Origin of the sequence: Nostoc favosum CHAB5714 (genome assembly GCF_020829495.1) — a bacterium.
Classification (GTDB): Bacteria; Cyanobacteriota; Cyanobacteriia; order Cyanobacteriales; family Nostocaceae; genus Nostoc; species Nostoc favosum.
This window is the reverse complement of the sequence record NZ_JAIVFQ010000013.1, coordinates 1-15,759: the sequence shown is the minus strand read 5'-3', so window position 1 is coordinate 15,759 and position 15,759 is coordinate 1. Positions and strand designations below refer to the sequence as shown.

16 protein-coding genes, 1 tRNA gene and 1 pseudogene are annotated in these 15,759 nt (G+C 42.5%); 13 read left to right on the top strand and 5 right to left on the bottom strand.

Features of this window, described 5'->3' with window-relative positions; all coding sequences use genetic code 11:
* Positions 1–247: 247 nt before the first annotated feature.
* Together LC586_RS11580 and rpaB are read right to left on the bottom strand one after the other, a co-directional pair.
* Positions 248–871: a cofactor assembly of complex C subunit B gene (locus LC586_RS11580; protein ID WP_229484689.1), complete on the bottom strand. Its 624-nt coding sequence runs from the start codon at positions 869–871 to the stop codon at positions 248–250.
* A 117-nt stretch (positions 872–988) separates the two neighbouring features.
* Complete coding sequence (gene rpaB, locus LC586_RS11575; protein WP_229484688.1) at positions 989–1,717, bottom strand: response regulator transcription factor RpaB; 729 nt, start codon at positions 1,715–1,717, stop codon at positions 989–991.
* A gap of 170 nt (positions 1,718–1,887) precedes the next feature.
* Between rpaB and radA the strand changes: the two genes are divergently transcribed.
* The 7 genes from radA to LC586_RS11540 all read left to right on the top strand — a co-directional run bounded on the left by radA (position 1,888) and on the right by LC586_RS11540 (position 7,820).
* Positions 1,888–3,414 (top strand): DNA repair protein RadA, encoded by a 1,527-nt coding sequence (gene radA, locus LC586_RS11570; RefSeq protein ID WP_229484687.1) that lies wholly within the window; start codon positions 1,888–1,890, stop codon positions 3,412–3,414.
* Positions 3,415–3,530: 116 nt separating this feature from the next.
* Positions 3,531–4,259 carry a Uma2 family endonuclease gene (locus LC586_RS11565; RefSeq protein WP_229484686.1) on the top strand — a complete coding sequence of 243 codons (729 nt, stop codon included), beginning with the start codon at positions 3,531–3,533 and terminating at the stop codon, positions 4,257–4,259.
* A 223-nt stretch (positions 4,260–4,482) separates the two neighbouring features.
* Positions 4,483–4,725: a type II toxin-antitoxin system HicB family antitoxin gene (locus tag LC586_RS11560; protein WP_229484685.1), complete on the top strand. Its 243-nt coding sequence runs from the start codon at positions 4,483–4,485 to the stop codon at positions 4,723–4,725.
* On the top strand, positions 4,725–4,964 hold the full coding sequence (locus tag LC586_RS11555) for a type II toxin-antitoxin system HicA family toxin (protein ID WP_229484684.1): 240 nt from the start codon (positions 4,725–4,727) through the stop codon (positions 4,962–4,964). The genes LC586_RS11560 and LC586_RS11555 overlap by 1 nt, the downstream gene beginning before the upstream one ends.
* Positions 4,961–5,104 (top strand): hypothetical protein, encoded by a 144-nt coding sequence (locus tag LC586_RS11550; protein ID WP_229484683.1) that lies wholly within the window; start codon positions 4,961–4,963, stop codon positions 5,102–5,104. The genes LC586_RS11555 and LC586_RS11550 overlap by 4 nt, the downstream gene beginning before the upstream one ends.
* A gap of 44 nt (positions 5,105–5,148) precedes the next feature.
* Positions 5,149–5,982, top strand: a complete 834-nt coding sequence (locus LC586_RS11545; RefSeq protein WP_229484682.1) for a Uma2 family endonuclease — start codon at positions 5,149–5,151, stop codon at positions 5,980–5,982.
* Between the two features lie 587 nt (positions 5,983–6,569).
* Positions 6,570–7,820 (top strand): serine/threonine-protein kinase, encoded by a 1,251-nt coding sequence (locus tag LC586_RS11540; RefSeq protein ID WP_229484681.1) that lies wholly within the window; start codon positions 6,570–6,572, stop codon positions 7,818–7,820.
* Positions 7,821–7,980: 160 nt separating this feature from the next.
* Here LC586_RS11540 and LC586_RS11535 read toward each other — a convergent pair whose 3' ends face one another.
* Positions 7,981–8,889, bottom strand: a complete 909-nt coding sequence (locus tag LC586_RS11535; protein ID WP_229484680.1) for a Tll0287-like domain-containing protein — start codon at positions 8,887–8,889, stop codon at positions 7,981–7,983.
* A 284-nt stretch (positions 8,890–9,173) separates the two neighbouring features.
* Here LC586_RS11535 and LC586_RS11530 point away from each other — a divergent pair, with 284 nt between their 5' ends.
* Both LC586_RS11530 and LC586_RS11525 read left to right on the top strand, forming a co-directional pair.
* Positions 9,174–11,063 carry a serine/threonine-protein kinase gene (locus LC586_RS11530; RefSeq protein ID WP_229484679.1) on the top strand — a complete coding sequence of 630 codons (1,890 nt, stop codon included), beginning with the start codon at positions 9,174–9,176 and terminating at the stop codon, positions 11,061–11,063.
* A gap of 275 nt (positions 11,064–11,338) precedes the next feature.
* A pseudogene (locus LC586_RS11525) lies at positions 11,339–11,578 on the top strand (IS1634 family transposase); the annotation flags it as partial.
* A gap of 218 nt (positions 11,579–11,796) precedes the next feature.
* On the opposite strand, the gene LC586_RS11520 reads toward LC586_RS11525, so the two are convergent.
* Both LC586_RS11520 and LC586_RS11515 read right to left on the bottom strand, forming a co-directional pair.
* Entirely contained in the window at positions 11,797–12,153 is a 357-nt protein-coding gene (locus LC586_RS11520) for a group I intron-associated PD-(D/E)XK endonuclease (RefSeq protein ID WP_233715551.1), read from the bottom strand.
* 69 nt (positions 12,154–12,222) lie between these two features.
* Positions 12,223–12,295 (bottom strand) — tRNA-Arg (locus LC586_RS11515).
* Between the two features lie 357 nt (positions 12,296–12,652).
* Between LC586_RS11515 and LC586_RS11510 the strand changes: the two genes are divergently transcribed.
* From LC586_RS11510 to cutA, 4 genes are all read left to right on the top strand, one after another.
* Positions 12,653–13,312: an Npun_F0813 family protein gene (locus LC586_RS11510; protein ID WP_229484678.1), complete on the top strand. Its 660-nt coding sequence runs from the start codon at positions 12,653–12,655 to the stop codon at positions 13,310–13,312.
* 124 nt (positions 13,313–13,436) lie between these two features.
* Positions 13,437–14,288, top strand: a complete 852-nt coding sequence (locus tag LC586_RS11505; protein ID WP_229484677.1) for a hypothetical protein — start codon at positions 13,437–13,439, stop codon at positions 14,286–14,288.
* 21 nt (positions 14,289–14,309) lie between these two features.
* Positions 14,310–15,314 (top strand): helix-turn-helix domain-containing protein, encoded by a 1,005-nt coding sequence (locus LC586_RS11500; protein WP_229484676.1) that lies wholly within the window; start codon positions 14,310–14,312, stop codon positions 15,312–15,314.
* 57 nt (positions 15,315–15,371) lie between these two features.
* Positions 15,372–15,596, top strand: coding sequence for a divalent-cation tolerance protein CutA (cutA, locus tag LC586_RS11495; protein WP_229484675.1), 225 nt, complete (start codon positions 15,372–15,374; stop codon positions 15,594–15,596).
* Positions 15,597–15,759 lie beyond the last annotated feature (163 nt).

Sequence of the window (15,759 nt, the reverse complement as noted above, 5' to 3'; positions counted from 1 at the left end):
GAGATGACTTTCGCTAAAAGCCAAGGAACTGAAGTTCCTTGCGGGACATGACTCTTACGTTAAGTTAACACCAATTACAGCAAGCTATACCCCCCTACTGCATATTGTATCTGGGCAAGATGGTAATAAATACTTAAGACTTTCAACCTGAACCAAATATGATTTTCTAGTTCAATCTGGTAAAATCTCTCTCTAGATATTCTTGGCTCGTCTTAGTAATTATCGGTTGTGGGGACTAATTAATTTGCTAGCTAAGAGTAACGGCTAATTTATCAGCAATTCCGGCAATCCAGTTTTCATCTTGTTTGGTGTAACTGCGAGGAGCATTCGCGCCCAAAATTAGGGCACCTTGGTTACCAATAGGTTGACAAATTACACCTTGAGTATTTTCTGGTAAATAATCAAATTCAAGCCTACCTGGATATACTTTTAGCGCAACTAGATAAATCGGTTTTTGTTTTTCCAGTACCTGTTTTAAGATTACTCCTGGTATAACTTCAGATTTAGTACCTAGAATCCCGCGACGCAACAAAACTTTACCTTGATAATAAACCACCAGCGATCGCGTTACTGTATTAGTCAACAATAAATGAGATGCCCAAGCTAGCTCTGTTTTCACGGCTTCAGGTAAATCTGCTGCTAGTACAAAACCTTCTTCTCCAATTAGTTCTACAGTATCAGGCGATCGCGGCTGAACTTGCTGCCAAATTAAACCCGTCAAAATTAACACTGCACTCAAAATCACGCCCACCACATCACCACGCGATTGAGACTGGGTTAATTGCGGTGTCAATAAACGGTTAATCAGCAAAAGTACAGCGCCTAACCCACCCACAACAATGGGTAGACGCCGCAAAACTTTATTAGTCATTAGTCATTAGTCATTAGTCATTAGTCATTGGGAATTGGGCATTGATTATTTGCCTAGTCTCCCTCATCTCCCTCATCCTCCCCTGCTCCCCCTGCCCCCTGCCCCTGCCTCATCTCCTCACTCCTCCCCTGCTTCAATAATTCGCTGGAAAAGATAACCAGTACCTCGTGCTGTAAGAATCAATTCTGGATTGCTAGGATCATCTTCTAACTTTGCCCGCAAACGGGATATATGCACATCTACTACGCGGGTATCAACATGGCGCTCTGGTGTATAACCCCAAACCTCCTGCAAAATTTCCGAACGAGAAAAAGGTTCTCCAGAGCGACTAACTACCAACTCTAACAAGCTGAACTCCATACCCGTCAATCGAATCCGCTCATCGCCTTTGTAGACTTGTCGCTTATTCGTATCGATTTTAATGTTAGCGACATGGATCACCCCAGAACTGGGAATGCCAGATCCACCGGTTTTGTCTACCCGCCGCAACACTGAGCGAATTCGAGCTTCTAGCTCTTTGGGGGAAAATGGTTTAACTACGTAGTCATCAGCACCCAATTCTAGACCGGTGATGCGATCGGCTACATCCCCCAAGGCTGTTAGCATAATAATGGGGACATCTGATTCTTTTCGTAATTCTTGACATACACCATAGCCGTCTAGCTTTGGCATCATTACATCCAAAACTACCAGGTCAGGATCAGTTTTGCGAAAAATATCTAATGCTTCTTCCCCGTCGCCAGCCGTCACTACATCGTAGCCAATCATCGAAAGGCGCGTTTCCAAAATCCGGCGAATGCTGGCTTCGTCGTCTACCACCAAGATTTTTTCTTTATGGCTTTCCAAGTTTCTCAACGCTCCTTCACTAAAAATTTACATGATTAATTTTTAATACCATAATATTAAGATATCATTCCATCAATTGATTTGGAAAAAGCTCTAAATACTACTATTATTGGTTTTTAGTTTTTTTCAAGAATTAAGTAAATATTAAGATTATTTAATAAGATTTAAGAATGGCAAAGGCAAAAACCTTTTTTGTGTGTAATGAATGTGGAGCAGAATCGCCCCAATGGTTTGGTAAATGTCCTGCTTGTGGCACTTACAACTCTCTAGAAGAACAAATTTCTATTCAATCCTCAGTAGATGTACCCAGTCGGGGGGGAGTGAGTGGTTGGCAATCAACTCAAACTAATGGCAAATCTCACGCTAAACCAGCTAAAGCGCGAGCCTCCTTAACATTTAACCAAATTACCGATCGCCAAATTGCCCGGTGGGAGTCTGGTTATGGAGAATTGGATCGAGTGCTTGGGGGTGGGGTTGTCCCTGGCTCTATGGTGCTGATTGGCGGCGATCCGGGTATTGGTAAATCGACTTTATTACTGCAAGTATCAAATCAATTAGCACAGAAATATCGCATCCTTTACGTAACTGGTGAAGAATCGGGACAGCAGGTAAAATTACGAGCTTCTCGTTTGGGAGTATCAAAAAACGTAAGTGTGGTTAATGATGAGAATACCACTGTGGTGGTAGATGCGACACTTCCCATAGACCCTGACAGTATAGGTGCAGATTTATATGTACTGCCAGAAACAGATTTAGAAGAAATTTTACGAGAAATAGACTCTTTAAAGCCAAACGTAGCGGTGATTGATAGTATCCAAACGGTGTTTTTTCCAGCGCTGACTTCTGCACCAGGTTCGGTAGCTCAGGTACGGGAATGTACAGCAGCATTGATGAAGGTGGCGAAGCACGAAGATGTCACTATGCTGATTGTGGGACACGTTACTAAAGAAGGAGCGATCGCAGGGCCAAAAGTTTTAGAACATTTAGTAGATACGGTGTTGTATTTTGAAGGCGATCGCTTTGCCTCCCATCGGTTATTACGGACAGTCAAAAACCGTTTTGGCGCAACTCACGAAATCGGCATCTTTGAAATGGTGACAGATGGACTGCGGGAAGTTGCCAACCCCTCAGAGCTATTTTTAGGCAACCGTGACGATCCTGCACCTGGTACTGCAATTGTCGTTGCTTGCGAAGGGACTCGCCCGATAGTTGTGGAATTGCAAGCTTTGGTGAGTCCCACCAGCTACCCCTCACCCCGTCGTGCTGGTACTGGCGTAGATTACAACCGCTTGGTGCAAATTCTCGCCGTCTTAGAAAAACGGGTGGGAATTCCCATGTCGAAATTGGATTCCTACGTTGCTTCTGCGGGTGGGTTGAATGTGGAAGAACCTGCGGTAGATTTGGGAATTGCGATCGCAATTGTAGCTAGTTTCCGCGATCGCATAGTTGATCCCGGTACAGTATTAATCGGTGAAGTTGGGTTAGGCGGACAAGTGCGATCGGTTTCCCAAATGGAACTGCGGTTGAAAGAAGCTGCTAAGTTGGGATTTAAACGAGCGATCGTGCCAAAAGGGACAAAATTTCCCGACCTTAATATTGAAATATTACCAGTATCCAAAGTAATAGATGCGATTATCGCCGCCATCCCCCATCAGGAATTGACAGCCGACGATTTAGAACCCGATGAAGATGAGTAACTACTGGGTACTGGGAAATTGTTCCAAAACTTGGAAGTGATTAAAGCAAATTCCATAATTTTTACGAGTGAAAACCGAGTCCCCAGTCCCTTTTACACACCAAAGGAAAACCGATTATGACAACCCTCACCCAAGACTACCAAATCACTTGGGAAAAACTACCCGATGATTACAAACTCCCAGATGATCCAGTGGACAATATCAACCAACCAGCTTTAGCTGCTGCACTCACAGAAAGCCTACAATTAGCCGGAAAAATTTCAGCTAACACCCTAACAACAACTAATTACGGCATTTGTGCCACCCTAAACAACAAAATGGTCATTAAAGCCCCTGATTGGGCTTTTATTGCCAAAATTAATGTTAGTAGAGAAGAAGTAACACGCAGTTACACCCCTCAACTACAAGGTGAAATTCCCCTGATTGTGATGGAATTTATTTCCGATACACAGGAGACAGAGTATTCTATCAAAGCGACATATCCCCCAGGAAAATGGTTTTTCTACGAGCGCATCTTAAAAGTACCAAACTACATCATCTTTGAGCCAGATAACGGCAGTGTAGAAATGTATCGCTTTAATAACACAGAACAGTACATTTTGCAAGAGCCTGATGAAAATCAACGCTACTGGATAGCAGAAATGAATCTTTACCTTGGGGTGTGGCAAGGTACCCGTGAAAACCGCACAAGAAAGTGGTTACGGTGGTGGGATGAACAAGGAAATGTTTTGCCTTGGGGTTCGGAGTTAGCCGAACAGGAACGCCAACGTGCCGAACAAGAACGCCAACGTGCTGAACGACTAGCAGCACAATTGCGGGCGGCGGGCATTGAGCCAGAAGTATGATCAAATGTTTTAGGAAAAATTGAAAGCCACTGATCCCCGAATTGTTTGATAAGCCAGGGATCTTATTTCTCACAAATCATTAGGTAGGGCTGAATACTAGTTGTTAGACAAGATGAGGGTTTAACAACTGCGATGTCTACGACGGGCTACGCCTACGCCATAGGTTTATTACGATTGAATATACTGCTATTGTAGGCTCCATCAAAATCGCCTAAAATTTACCTTGCCAAATGCCCTAGTAATGAAACAAATCAAAATTATTGTAGAAAAACATTCTGACGGTTATGTTGCATATCCTCTTGGCATTAAAGGGGCCATAGTTGGTCAAGGTGACACCTATGAAGAAGCCTTAACCGATGTCAAGTCAGCTATTCGCTGCTACATTGAGATATTTGGCAAAGAAATGCTCGAAGATGAATCACCAGTAATCGAAGCTTTTTTGACAGAAGCAGAGGTGGCTATTTAATGCCGAAGTTTCCTATCGATGCTCCGAAGAAGAGAGTTATCAAAGCATTTGAGTTGTTGGGGTTTCGCATTGTTCGGGAACGTGAACATATTGTCATGGCGCGAGAAAATGAAGATGGATCACAGACACCATTAGTAATGCCTAACCAATCTCAAATTAAATCAGGGACGTTAAGAGCAATTTGCACTCAAATAAGTATCTCGCGGGAAGAATTCTTAACAGCTTATGAGCAAAGTTGAGTAAACAACCCAATTTAGAAACTCAGAGCATTTTCTGTGGTCAGAAAATGTATCCAGAAGATGACTCCATTCGCAGTGCGCGGGGTTTTTGGATTCAAGCTGGCTTACATCCTCCTAATGAAGATCCAAGGGCAAAGTAATCAATAAAAATAATAGCTGAAAAATATCAAACCCAATTTTTATTATGACTTCTTCCCCCCACTATATTCCTCAATCTGATCCGCCGCTTCCCCCTTGGGAAACTTTACCAACGATGTATGATTTACCAAGTGACAACCCAGAGGAACCCGGTTTGCCAGACGATTTTCACTTTTTACAACCCTTACTTTTATACTTAACTTTTCAGCCCATTAACTGGAATCCCGAACTAGTTTACAGTGCGGCTGACCTTAATCTCTACTATGATTTACAGCATCCTTTGTGGTATAAGCGCCCAGATTGGTTTGGTGTAGTAGGTGTAGAAAAATTATACAAAGGGCAAGACTTACGGTTAAGTTATGTAACTTGGCAAGAACCAGCAAACCCCTTCGTGGTTGTTGAGTTATTATCTCCAGGTACGGAAGACGAAGATTTAGGCACAAGAAGAGAAAGTGCAGCAGATAAACCTCCTAGCAAATGGGAAGTTTATGAGCGAATTTTGCGGATTCCATACTATGTTGTTTTTAGTCGCTATACTAATGAACTTCGCGCTTTTCAGTTAGTCGGCGGTCACTATGAACCGATGAATTTGACCGAAGGGCGCTTACTAATGCCAGAGATAGATTTAAGTTTAGGCTTATGGCAAGGTTCATTTCGAGATATTGAAAGGTTGTGGTTAAGGTGGTTCACTTTAGCAGGAGAATTAATTCCCGTACCCACAGAGGAAGCTGCTGCTGCAACTGAACGAGCTATCATTGCAGAACAAGAAGCTATAGAAGCTAAAGAAGAAGCTGCTCAAGCCAAACGAAAAGCAGAACAATTAGCAGAACGTTTGCGTCAGTTAGGCGTGAATCCTGATGAACTAGATGAATTATTGTAGCTTCAAGAGTATCTTATTATACGCGACATAATTTTATGCTGTTGAGGAATCACCTATACTAAAAAATTTTATAGCCGATGCCGAAGCAGTTATTTGATAACGATATTGGCTCTCAGAAAGATTAATTTTTGAGAGCGATCGCATATTTCTCACTTGAAATACATATAATAATTTCTTCGGCAAGTCTATAGCAAACCTCAGTTTTTCTGAGAAACTATGATATCACGCTATATCCTTAACTTAGTGTACCAAAGCTCGTGCCAATTGAGTTACTAGGGGTAAGATGTGGTGAGGATGCGAATCTAAAAAGCGATGTCCAGAGCAGTCGCAGAGATTACCGCAGACACTGGTTATGTTCCGGCTGCTAAAATACGTAAGTATGAGTAGTATGATCGAACTACTCAGGTAAAAATTGTCTATTTGGTCACACAAGACCGTCGATAGATTGTAGAAAAGCGTATTTCCTTGTCTTGACAGTGATGCTAATCTCAATTTTAGGGATGTTATAAGCCTTTATCTGCTAGAGTTTCTCACTTTCAGCAAACTGAATAATTTATCAATAATAAAATCGCAAGGAGTGCGATGAGATGTCACAGTCCTTTATGACAAGACCAGAAATAGCTGCTGGAACTCTAATCGATAACCGCTATATTATCCAAAAACTTCTGGGACAGGGAGGATTGGGACGAACTTACTTGGCCTTTGACACTCGTCGGTTTAATGAAGCTTGTGTTCTCAAAGAGTTTGCGCCCATTGGCACAGGGGAGAGTGGGCTGGAACAATATCGCAACTTATTTAAAAGAGAGGCAAAAATTCTTCATCAATTGCAACATCCTCAAATTCCCAAGTTTTTAGCTTGCTTTGAAGGAGATGGTCGGTTATTCCTAGTACAAGAGTATGTTGACGGTAAAACATATTCTAGGCTGCTAGGAGAACTTCAACGTCAAGGAAGAAACTTTTCCCAAGAAGAAGTTATAGAGTGGCTAAAAAATCTGCTGCCTGTTTTGGAATATGTTCACCAGCACAACATCATCCATAGAGATATTTCGCCTGATAACATCATGTTACCTGATGGCAAGGATCTGCCAGTGCTGATTGATTTCGGTGTAGGCAAGCAAATTGCTGACATGAATGAAGCGAGAAGTTCTAACCACCAGGTGACCTTTGTTGGCAAAATGTCCCTTGTCGGCAAAGTGGGGTATGCTCCCCGCGAACAGATTAGCTTGGGTTTATGTTCCCCCTCTAGTGACCTTTATGCTTTGGGGGTAACAGCTATTGTACTACTTACAGGTAGAGATCCATCCTTACTAATGGATCAATATTCCTTGGAATGGAACTGGCGTTATTATACCTATGTTACTGATGGGTTCGCTCAAATACTCGATCAAATGTTGGCAGATAGACCTAACAAGCGATACCAAACAGCTAGGGAAGTTGTTATAGATTTAGAGCGGATTGGAGAACCAGAAGTGGTAATGTCTCCTGCAATCATGCTTGATGATTTGCCCCCCACCGTATTTAATCCTGAATTTCAGGCTATGTCGGCAATATCGCAGTCATACAACCAACCTGGAGAAACAATTTTTAGTTCACCTACTTCACCGACTATTCCGCAAAATGGGCGAATTAAAGAACAACAACCTTCGCTCCAACGAGCATTTCTCAAACATTGTCAGCAAGAGTTAGCTTACCACATCGGGCCAATGGCAAATCTAGTTATGGAAGAAATATTAGATGAAAATCCTTACATTTCACCTGACCAATTTGTTGAACTCATAGCCAGGGAAATTCCTGACTTTCAAGCAGCTTTTGAATTCAAAAAAAGCTTATTCTCATAAATATTTAGGCCACTGTTCATTTAGAGATAATTTTGAATTGTTTAACTAATTCTCAAAGTTTAAGTTGCATAGCAACTAAGCGCAGCCAGTTTTGTGGTTAAGTCTAAATCTCCGTTGCAAAGCTGAATTACGAATTACGAATTACGAATTACGAATTATTTTAGTCCCCTACACCTCCCTGAGTGCGTTTGATTCTTTTCATTGCCATTTCTAAACTTAACTGCATCCGTTTAAAGGCTTTAGCTAAATTACCGATTTCATCATTAGACATCTGCTCGAATTCAACATCCATATGTCCAGTACTAACTTCTTCCGCGATGCGAGTCATGCGTTTGAGAGGCATAACAACTTGTCGATTCAAGAAAAAGTTTACTAACAGGATAGTAGCTATAAAAATAGTTGATACAATTAGAATAATTAATAAGGAAGACTGATGGGCTTTGTTGATGACGTTATTTGCTGGTACTGTAATAATCTGAGCGCCGACAATTTCATTCAGCTTCCACCCAAATCCATTAGCTGTACCATAAAGATTAATCATACTTGGAGGTGCAGCTTCGGGTACACTATGACAGACCAGACAACTTTGTTCAGAAACTGGTAAGGGACGAGCAATATAAAAGATATCCCCACCAGGAATTGAGCGAAATCCACTCACTTCTTTCAGGTCTGATTTATTTCTGAACCTTTCTACAATTTCCGTCTCAAAAGCGTCAGCTTTATCCCGAAGATTTGTAGGATTGAGAGTTGCTTCTTTATAAAAGAAGTCACGGTAGTCTGGTGTTTTCCGTAAAATCTCAAATACCTCCCGTGCTGAGTATGCAGGCACACTTTGCGGCAAAAACTCAGTTTCCAATTTATCAGCTAACTCTGGATTAACTTGAGTATTGGTGTATTTACGAATAGAACTCATGGTTTGCATGAGCATAAGACCTGTTGAGCTAATATCTTGTTTAGCATTCTCTCTAAGCAGAGAAGAAAGAGCAAATCCACTCAAGCTCAAACCGAATGTCAGAATTACCAGTAGTAAAATTGTAAACTTTTGTTTCAGGTTCAGATTCTTTAGCATAATTTTACATTACCTACAAGTCAAATAATTATGACCAAATATCGCTAAAGCCATCGTTTACTCTAGCATGAGTAATCAAATAAAATTTTGGTGTAAAGGTATAGTTTAGCTAAAACTATTAGGGTATACCCAACTTTATATTAGTAATTATTGAGATGAAAATGTTCTCTAAGTAACTAATTAAAAAAGCTACAACACTAATGAAAATTGAATTTCCAAAAATTCGTGTTGGCTGAACTGAATACCGTGCCAAAATAAATACCAGGAATTGTCAAATATTACTAATGGTGTGGAATGCAGGAAAGTCTTTATTCGGTGGACGCTACATTATTGAAAGCCAACTAGGCGAAGGCGGAATTGGCATTACTTATCTTGCCAGAAATCAACGGAATCAACTGCGAGTGATTAAAACCCTCAAAGAAGAAATCCTGAATCACCCTGCCTGGATACTCCACCGAAACAAGTTACGGCAAGACTTCCGTGATGAAGTAGTTCGGCTGGCTGTGTGTCACCATCCTCATATAGTACAGATAGAAACCATCTTTGATGAGGGAAATTTGCCCTGCATGGTGATGGAGTACATCGAAGGCGAAGACTTAGGACAGCGCCTGAGACGGATGGGGGTGCTATCAGAAGCAGAAGCGCTACTGTATATCAGGCAAATTGGGGACGCTTTAACGCTAATTCACTCTAAAGGCCTCCTGCATCGGGATCTCAAACCACGTAATATTATGATCCGCATTGATAAATCAGAAGCAGTGCTGATAGACTTTGGCATCGCTAGAGAATTTATTCCCAATATGATTCAAAGGCATACAGTATATCGTACTCCTGGTTTTGCCCCACCTGAGCAGTATGAATCAGAAGCGCCACGAGGAGAATATATTGATATCTACGCCTTAGCTGCTACTTTGTATAATTTGCTTACCGCAGTTATACCGACGAGTGCAGATGATAGACGTCACAATATTAATTTAGAACCACCACAATATTTTAATCCTAAGATCAGCGACAGGGTAAATCAGGCTATTATGTGCGGCATGGATTTGGAGTCAACCTATCGTCCCCAGTCTGTGCAGGAGTGGTTGGATTTATTGGCCCCTGATACTGGCGATAAGATAGCACCAATATCATCTAACTTGGTGATAACGCCTAAACTTAAACCACCTCCACCTGTTGTATTAGCTCAACAGAAGTGGCAATGTGTACAGACCCTCAAAGGTCATTCTAGTATGGTTCATGCGATCGCCATTAGCTCAGACGGGCAATTGATTGCTAGCGGCAGTAATGACCATACTATTAAACTTTGGCAACTGGCTACTGGCAAGCTAGTGCGTCAACTGGGTCGTTGGTCTTCTGGTCATTCCAGTATGGTTCATTCCGTCGCCTTTAGCCCAATCTCTCCAAACCTTTCTTATCAAGGGGAGTCTGGCAAATCTGCGGGAGTTGCAGACCAGAACCGGGAAATCTTAGCTAGCGGTAGTTGGGATAACACCATCAAATTGTGGGATGTAAACACAGGCAAAGAAATTCGTACTCTCCAGGGTCATGCTAATTGGGTGAATTCCGTTGCCTTTAGTCCAGATGGCAAATTTCTGGCTAGTGGTAGTGTTGACTGCACAATTAAACTGTGGCAAGTACACACAGGCATAGAAACCCAAACTCTCATAGGCCATTCTGACTCAGTTTCCTCAGTCGCCTACTCTCCAAGAACGCCTGCAACGAATAGCAAGGATAGGCAGCTTGTGGCTAGTGGCAGTACTGATTACACCATCAAATTATGGCAAGTATACACAGGCAGAAACATTTGCACATTATCAGGCCATTCCTTCTTCGTCAACGGTATTGCCTTTAGCAAGGATGGGGAAATTATCGCCAGTGGCAGTGGTGACAACACAATTAAACTGTGGCACGTAAATACAGGCAGAGAAATTCGTACTCTCATTGGTCATTCGGATTCAGTTTGGTCAGTTACCTTTAGCCATGATGGGCAATTTCTCGCTAGTGGCAGTTGGGACAATACTATTAAACTGTGGCACGTACACAGTGGCAGAGAAATCAGCACACTTATAGGGCATTCTAGCTATGTTCGATGCGTCGCCTTCAGTCCCAATGGTCAAACCCTAGTTAGCGGTGGTGATGACGATACTATAAAGATTTGGCGACGGGGATAATAAATAATTCGTAATTTATACCGTTGAGGATGACGTGGAAGAAAGTAGTTAAAATATTTTTAAAAGTAATACGTAACGCGGTGTGCAACTTTCTCTCAAACCTAATTCCTAAACCCTTTGTTAAGAAGCAAAGGCAGGGTAGTTTCATACGAAAAAATAAAAATACATAAATCTTGATTTCTCGTTTTGTGGCATAGCTTTTTACCCCAGTTCCATTCCTCTCTCCCACGGGCGGAGAAGCTTTGAAACCCAGATTCTGCAGGTGCGAGCGTAAAGTTTATTCTCTGGGACAAAGGGCACTGCGTCAAGCTCTGGATTCAGCTAAACAGACCATCCACAATCAGGTGGATAAGCCTACTGCCACTCCCACTATGCGTTGGGTGTTTCAGTGTTTTATGTCGATTCATCTAGTAACGATCGCCAACGTTAAACAAATTGCCAATCTTACGGATGAACGACGTTGGATTCTTCAGTTTCTCGGTGCCCCTTGCCGAAAATATTATTTACTTACCTGAGAGTATTGGTATTATAAGCAGGTCGGTAGCGCTCTACTAGCCCTTGCTCAATCAGTTGGGTAATCTTAGGTCGCCAATGGTACAGTAGAAAGTTATGGTTATTTATGACACAGCCCTCTAGGCTAGTAAATACCTGATCGGTTGGTTGCCCTCTGGTTAGCCCTTGGAGTAGCCTAACCAACTGAGGGTTACAGGGTACTTGGCGGGTCTTCTTAGTTTTAGTTGGCTTCCTGACCCTTAACTCCAGGTAATATGTAGCAACCATTAAAGTTAATTGATGGATAAACAACTTTATCTATATCAGGCAGATAAACAGCATAAAAGTCAAAGTCATTTACTTTATACTTCTTCTGATGAGTACCATTTTTATCTACCCAAATAGTTTTATTGACTACTCTATTATCTCCCGCATATTTAGCTTGTATTTTGTAAAATTTATCGTCTTTGTAAGCAACAAAATCAAAAGGTAAATGCTCACAAACAACTGGTGTGAGAATCAAGTATCCTTTAAGTGTTAGATCGGCGATCGCTTTCGTAGCAGCAATATCGCCCTTGTTCTTAGTATGATGCAGCAATAACGAACCCTTAATCGATTAAATCATCATATCAGTTCACAGTGCTTGAGGGTTCATATTAAGTTAAAACGAGCGCGGCAGGGTTCGAACCTGCGGCCGATTGCTTAGAAGGCAATTGCTCTATCCACTGAGCTACGCGCCCAAAACAAAATAATGGCTCCCAAAGGAGTCACCTACACTATTATATCGTCTTCGCCTACCAAGAAGCAATCGAAAATTGCAGATTTACCACTAGCAAGGCTAAGATGCTAGTCGCTAGTTAGTCAATCTACACCGAAAACGAAACAGATGGAGTATTAGTTTAGATATATTGAGTTGTCAAAGGGTTATTTGCCTGTTAACGCCACCGTCCTCTGGGCGGCTACCTTCGGGAAAGAACTGGCGATCGCTAGGCCGATTCCCACAGTATGCTAGGTAATTTCAGCCTTGGCGATGCTGCCAAATGCCATTATATATTCCATATTAAGAGTGCCCCTGTGAGGAGTTATTTGCTAGTGCCATGTTTATTCTCAAACGGCAGGATGTTGAAATATCAAGCATTCAGCACCCAAAAAAGGATCAGCAGGTGCCGATCCTCAGTTATCAAGGGCAGACTTTTCGTTTGATTAGTGTCTTCAAAGCTAGTCAAGAAGAAGAAGCTAGAGCCTTATGGAGAGAATTAACGGATAACCGAGGTAAAGCCTGTGTTTTACTGGAAGAACCCGAACGCTTTAGTGTTTGGGGTAAAATCCGTTTAGAGCAACTAGATAGTGACACAGGTGGTCATGGCAAAACGGCGATTTTAATCCAAGCCAGTATTTTGCTGTTGCAGGGTGTTTCTATCGATATTGAAGAGTTTTTAGGTGCTAGGCAAGCTGCATTATTTGAAAAAGATATTGCCGAGGTGTTCAAGCAGAAACAATTTCCCCAAGCATCTTCCCTAGAAGCAGTTAAATATTTGGTATCTACTAATCCCTTACCGACAGCCAAAATACCTGATTGGCAAGAAAATCATGTAGTTATCCTGTTACAAGAACTGCATCGATTAGGAAAGGGCTATTTTGGCAACGCTAATTTTACCAAACAAGTGATTTATAAGCTAGAAGATATGCCAGAAGCCGAGCGATCGCTATTTCTCACTTGGCTAAATCAATCGCCACTGGGTAAACTATGGCAGTAACAAAATTCCTGCCACTGGCACTTGCTTTTGGTGTCCGATTGTGCATTACTTAGCAGACACACTGCTAGATATACAGTCCTTTAACTCAAAATACTGCCAGAGTGCATCTACATAGTCAAGTCTTATGAATAACTCTTACGAGAATTCGTTCCTTTCTAAATCCATTTTCACCACTCAGAACATTGTCTTAGCTAATATTGGCTGGGCCGTACTGGCACTGCTATACTTTTTGTTGTTTAGTGCCAAAGTTCCCGGAGCAGATGGCATGGAAAGCCGCGCCGAGTGGTATGTGATTGGCACAAATATTTTTGAAGCTTTCGCTTATTTGGCTGCCGGTATCTTATGCTTGAGGAACTGGCTGAGTCCGCAAATCGTCAGTGGTCGAAATGTTTGGCTCTTGATTGGCTTAGGTATGCTTTCCTATTTCGTCGGGGGGATAATTTTCGGCTATACCGAAATAGTTTTAAAAGATGAACCGGATGTGTCTGTAGGCGATATATTTTTTGTACTTAGTTATCTATTACTTGGCGCAGGGATGATTTTAGCTGTGGCTTCCAGGCGAATTAATCTGGAAAAATGGCAGTGGCTAATTGTGTTAGCAATTGCAGCGTTCGGTAGTATGTTGGCATGGTGGATTTCTATGCAACAGGAAAAACCCACAGAACTGCTAGTCGCTATCTTGAACTGGTTTTACGTAGTTAGCGATGTAGTTTTGTTAATTATTGCTACCACTCTGCTGTTAGCCTTTTGGGGGGGAAGAGTTTCCCAGTCTTGGCGAATGATTGCAGCGGCGGCCTTTTCGCTTTACATTGCAGATATGTGGTTTAAATACGCCCAAGGCCCCAATTATCAAAGTGGGGAGATATTAGAAGTGTTTTGGGTGTTTAGTGGAGTGTTATTTGGCATGGGCGCTGTCTTAGAATATGACGCATCACTAAGACGAACGCGCCGTACCAGTGGACGAAAACGAGCTTAGTAAAGATTTTTGGTATCTACCGTGAGAAAATTAACAGACTCTGACAAGCAAGAAATTCTTAAGTTATATCGAGAGACTGCCGAAACAACCTCAACTTTGGCAGACCGCTATGGTGTGAGTAATTCGACAATTAGTCGTCTGCTCAAAAGCACTTTGCCAGAAGATGAGTATGAATACTTAGTCTCCTTAAAGCGGGCTGCGAGGACTCCTGAGGGTAGGGCGCAGGTAAGCTACGAGCAGTTACCTCTGCTGACTCAACCAGAGCCGGAGATAGAAGTTCTACCCATCATCGAAAGCCCACCTGTGGAAGTACCAAAGGTTGAGCCACTACCACGTCGGGTAATTCATGTAGAGCAGGAACTTTACTCAGAGGAAACGGCGGAGTCAATCGCCGCTAGTAGACGGGTGCGGCGACGCCCCTCGGCGACGGAAAAACCAAAGCTCCGAGTCACAGAGAAATTAGAAACTCCAGAGCCAAAGCCGCCGGAAATAGTCAGCATCCCCATCCCACCGCTAAAGAATGAGCATCCAGGAGCGGCTGTCATCGCGCAGATGCTGGGCGAAGATTTGCTAGACGAATCGGAGGATTTGGACGATTTAGAAGATGATGATTTAGAAGATGATGACTTTGAGGAAGAAGACTTTGATGACGATGACCTGGATGACCAAAGACCTTTAGTCACAAAACGTAGACCAGGTGAAGCATCAGTTCAAGTTTTACCTCTGTCGATAGCGAATTTGCCGAAAACTTGCTATTTGGTGATTGACCGTTCTTCGGAATTAATTACCCGTCCTCTCAAAGACTTTGGTGATTTGGGGCAAATTCCTAGCCTGGAAACCCAGCAAAGAACTCTGCCGGTGTTTGATAATCATCGCGTCGCCAAGCGTTTTTCTACGAAGCGCGATCGCGTGATTAAAGTTCCTGATAGTAAAATGCTCCATAAGGCTCGGACTCATTTGCAAGCTAAGGGCATCACACGACTGCTGATTGATGGTCAGGTCTATTCTTTGTCTGCGACGGTTTAGAGGTCATGGAGACACCTGCTGGCTATGGTGTGGTATTGGTGACAGCTGGCAGGCAACATGCAGGAGGCAGAAGCAATTGCAAATGCCCTTGTAGAAGCTAAACTCGCTGCTTGTGTGAGTCTGTTACCAATCCACTCAATTTACACCTGGCAAGGGGAACTGCATAAAGAGCAAGAATGGCAATTACTGATTAAAACTGATTTGGCGCAATTTCCTGCAATGGAGGCCAAAATTAAGGAACTGCACTCCTTTGACATCCTCACCGCCCTAAAAGTGCGGTGATTCCTAAGCCTCACGACTTAGGTTTCTGCTTCTTTCCCTTACGGGGATTCCGCAACTGCCCTTCAACCATTAGATTGTCGGGTCTTATGTTCGCTCCACAGACTGACACGGCAAGCCCTGCCGCCAAAATGTTCTTACTTGCGTTGATATCTCGGTCATGGTT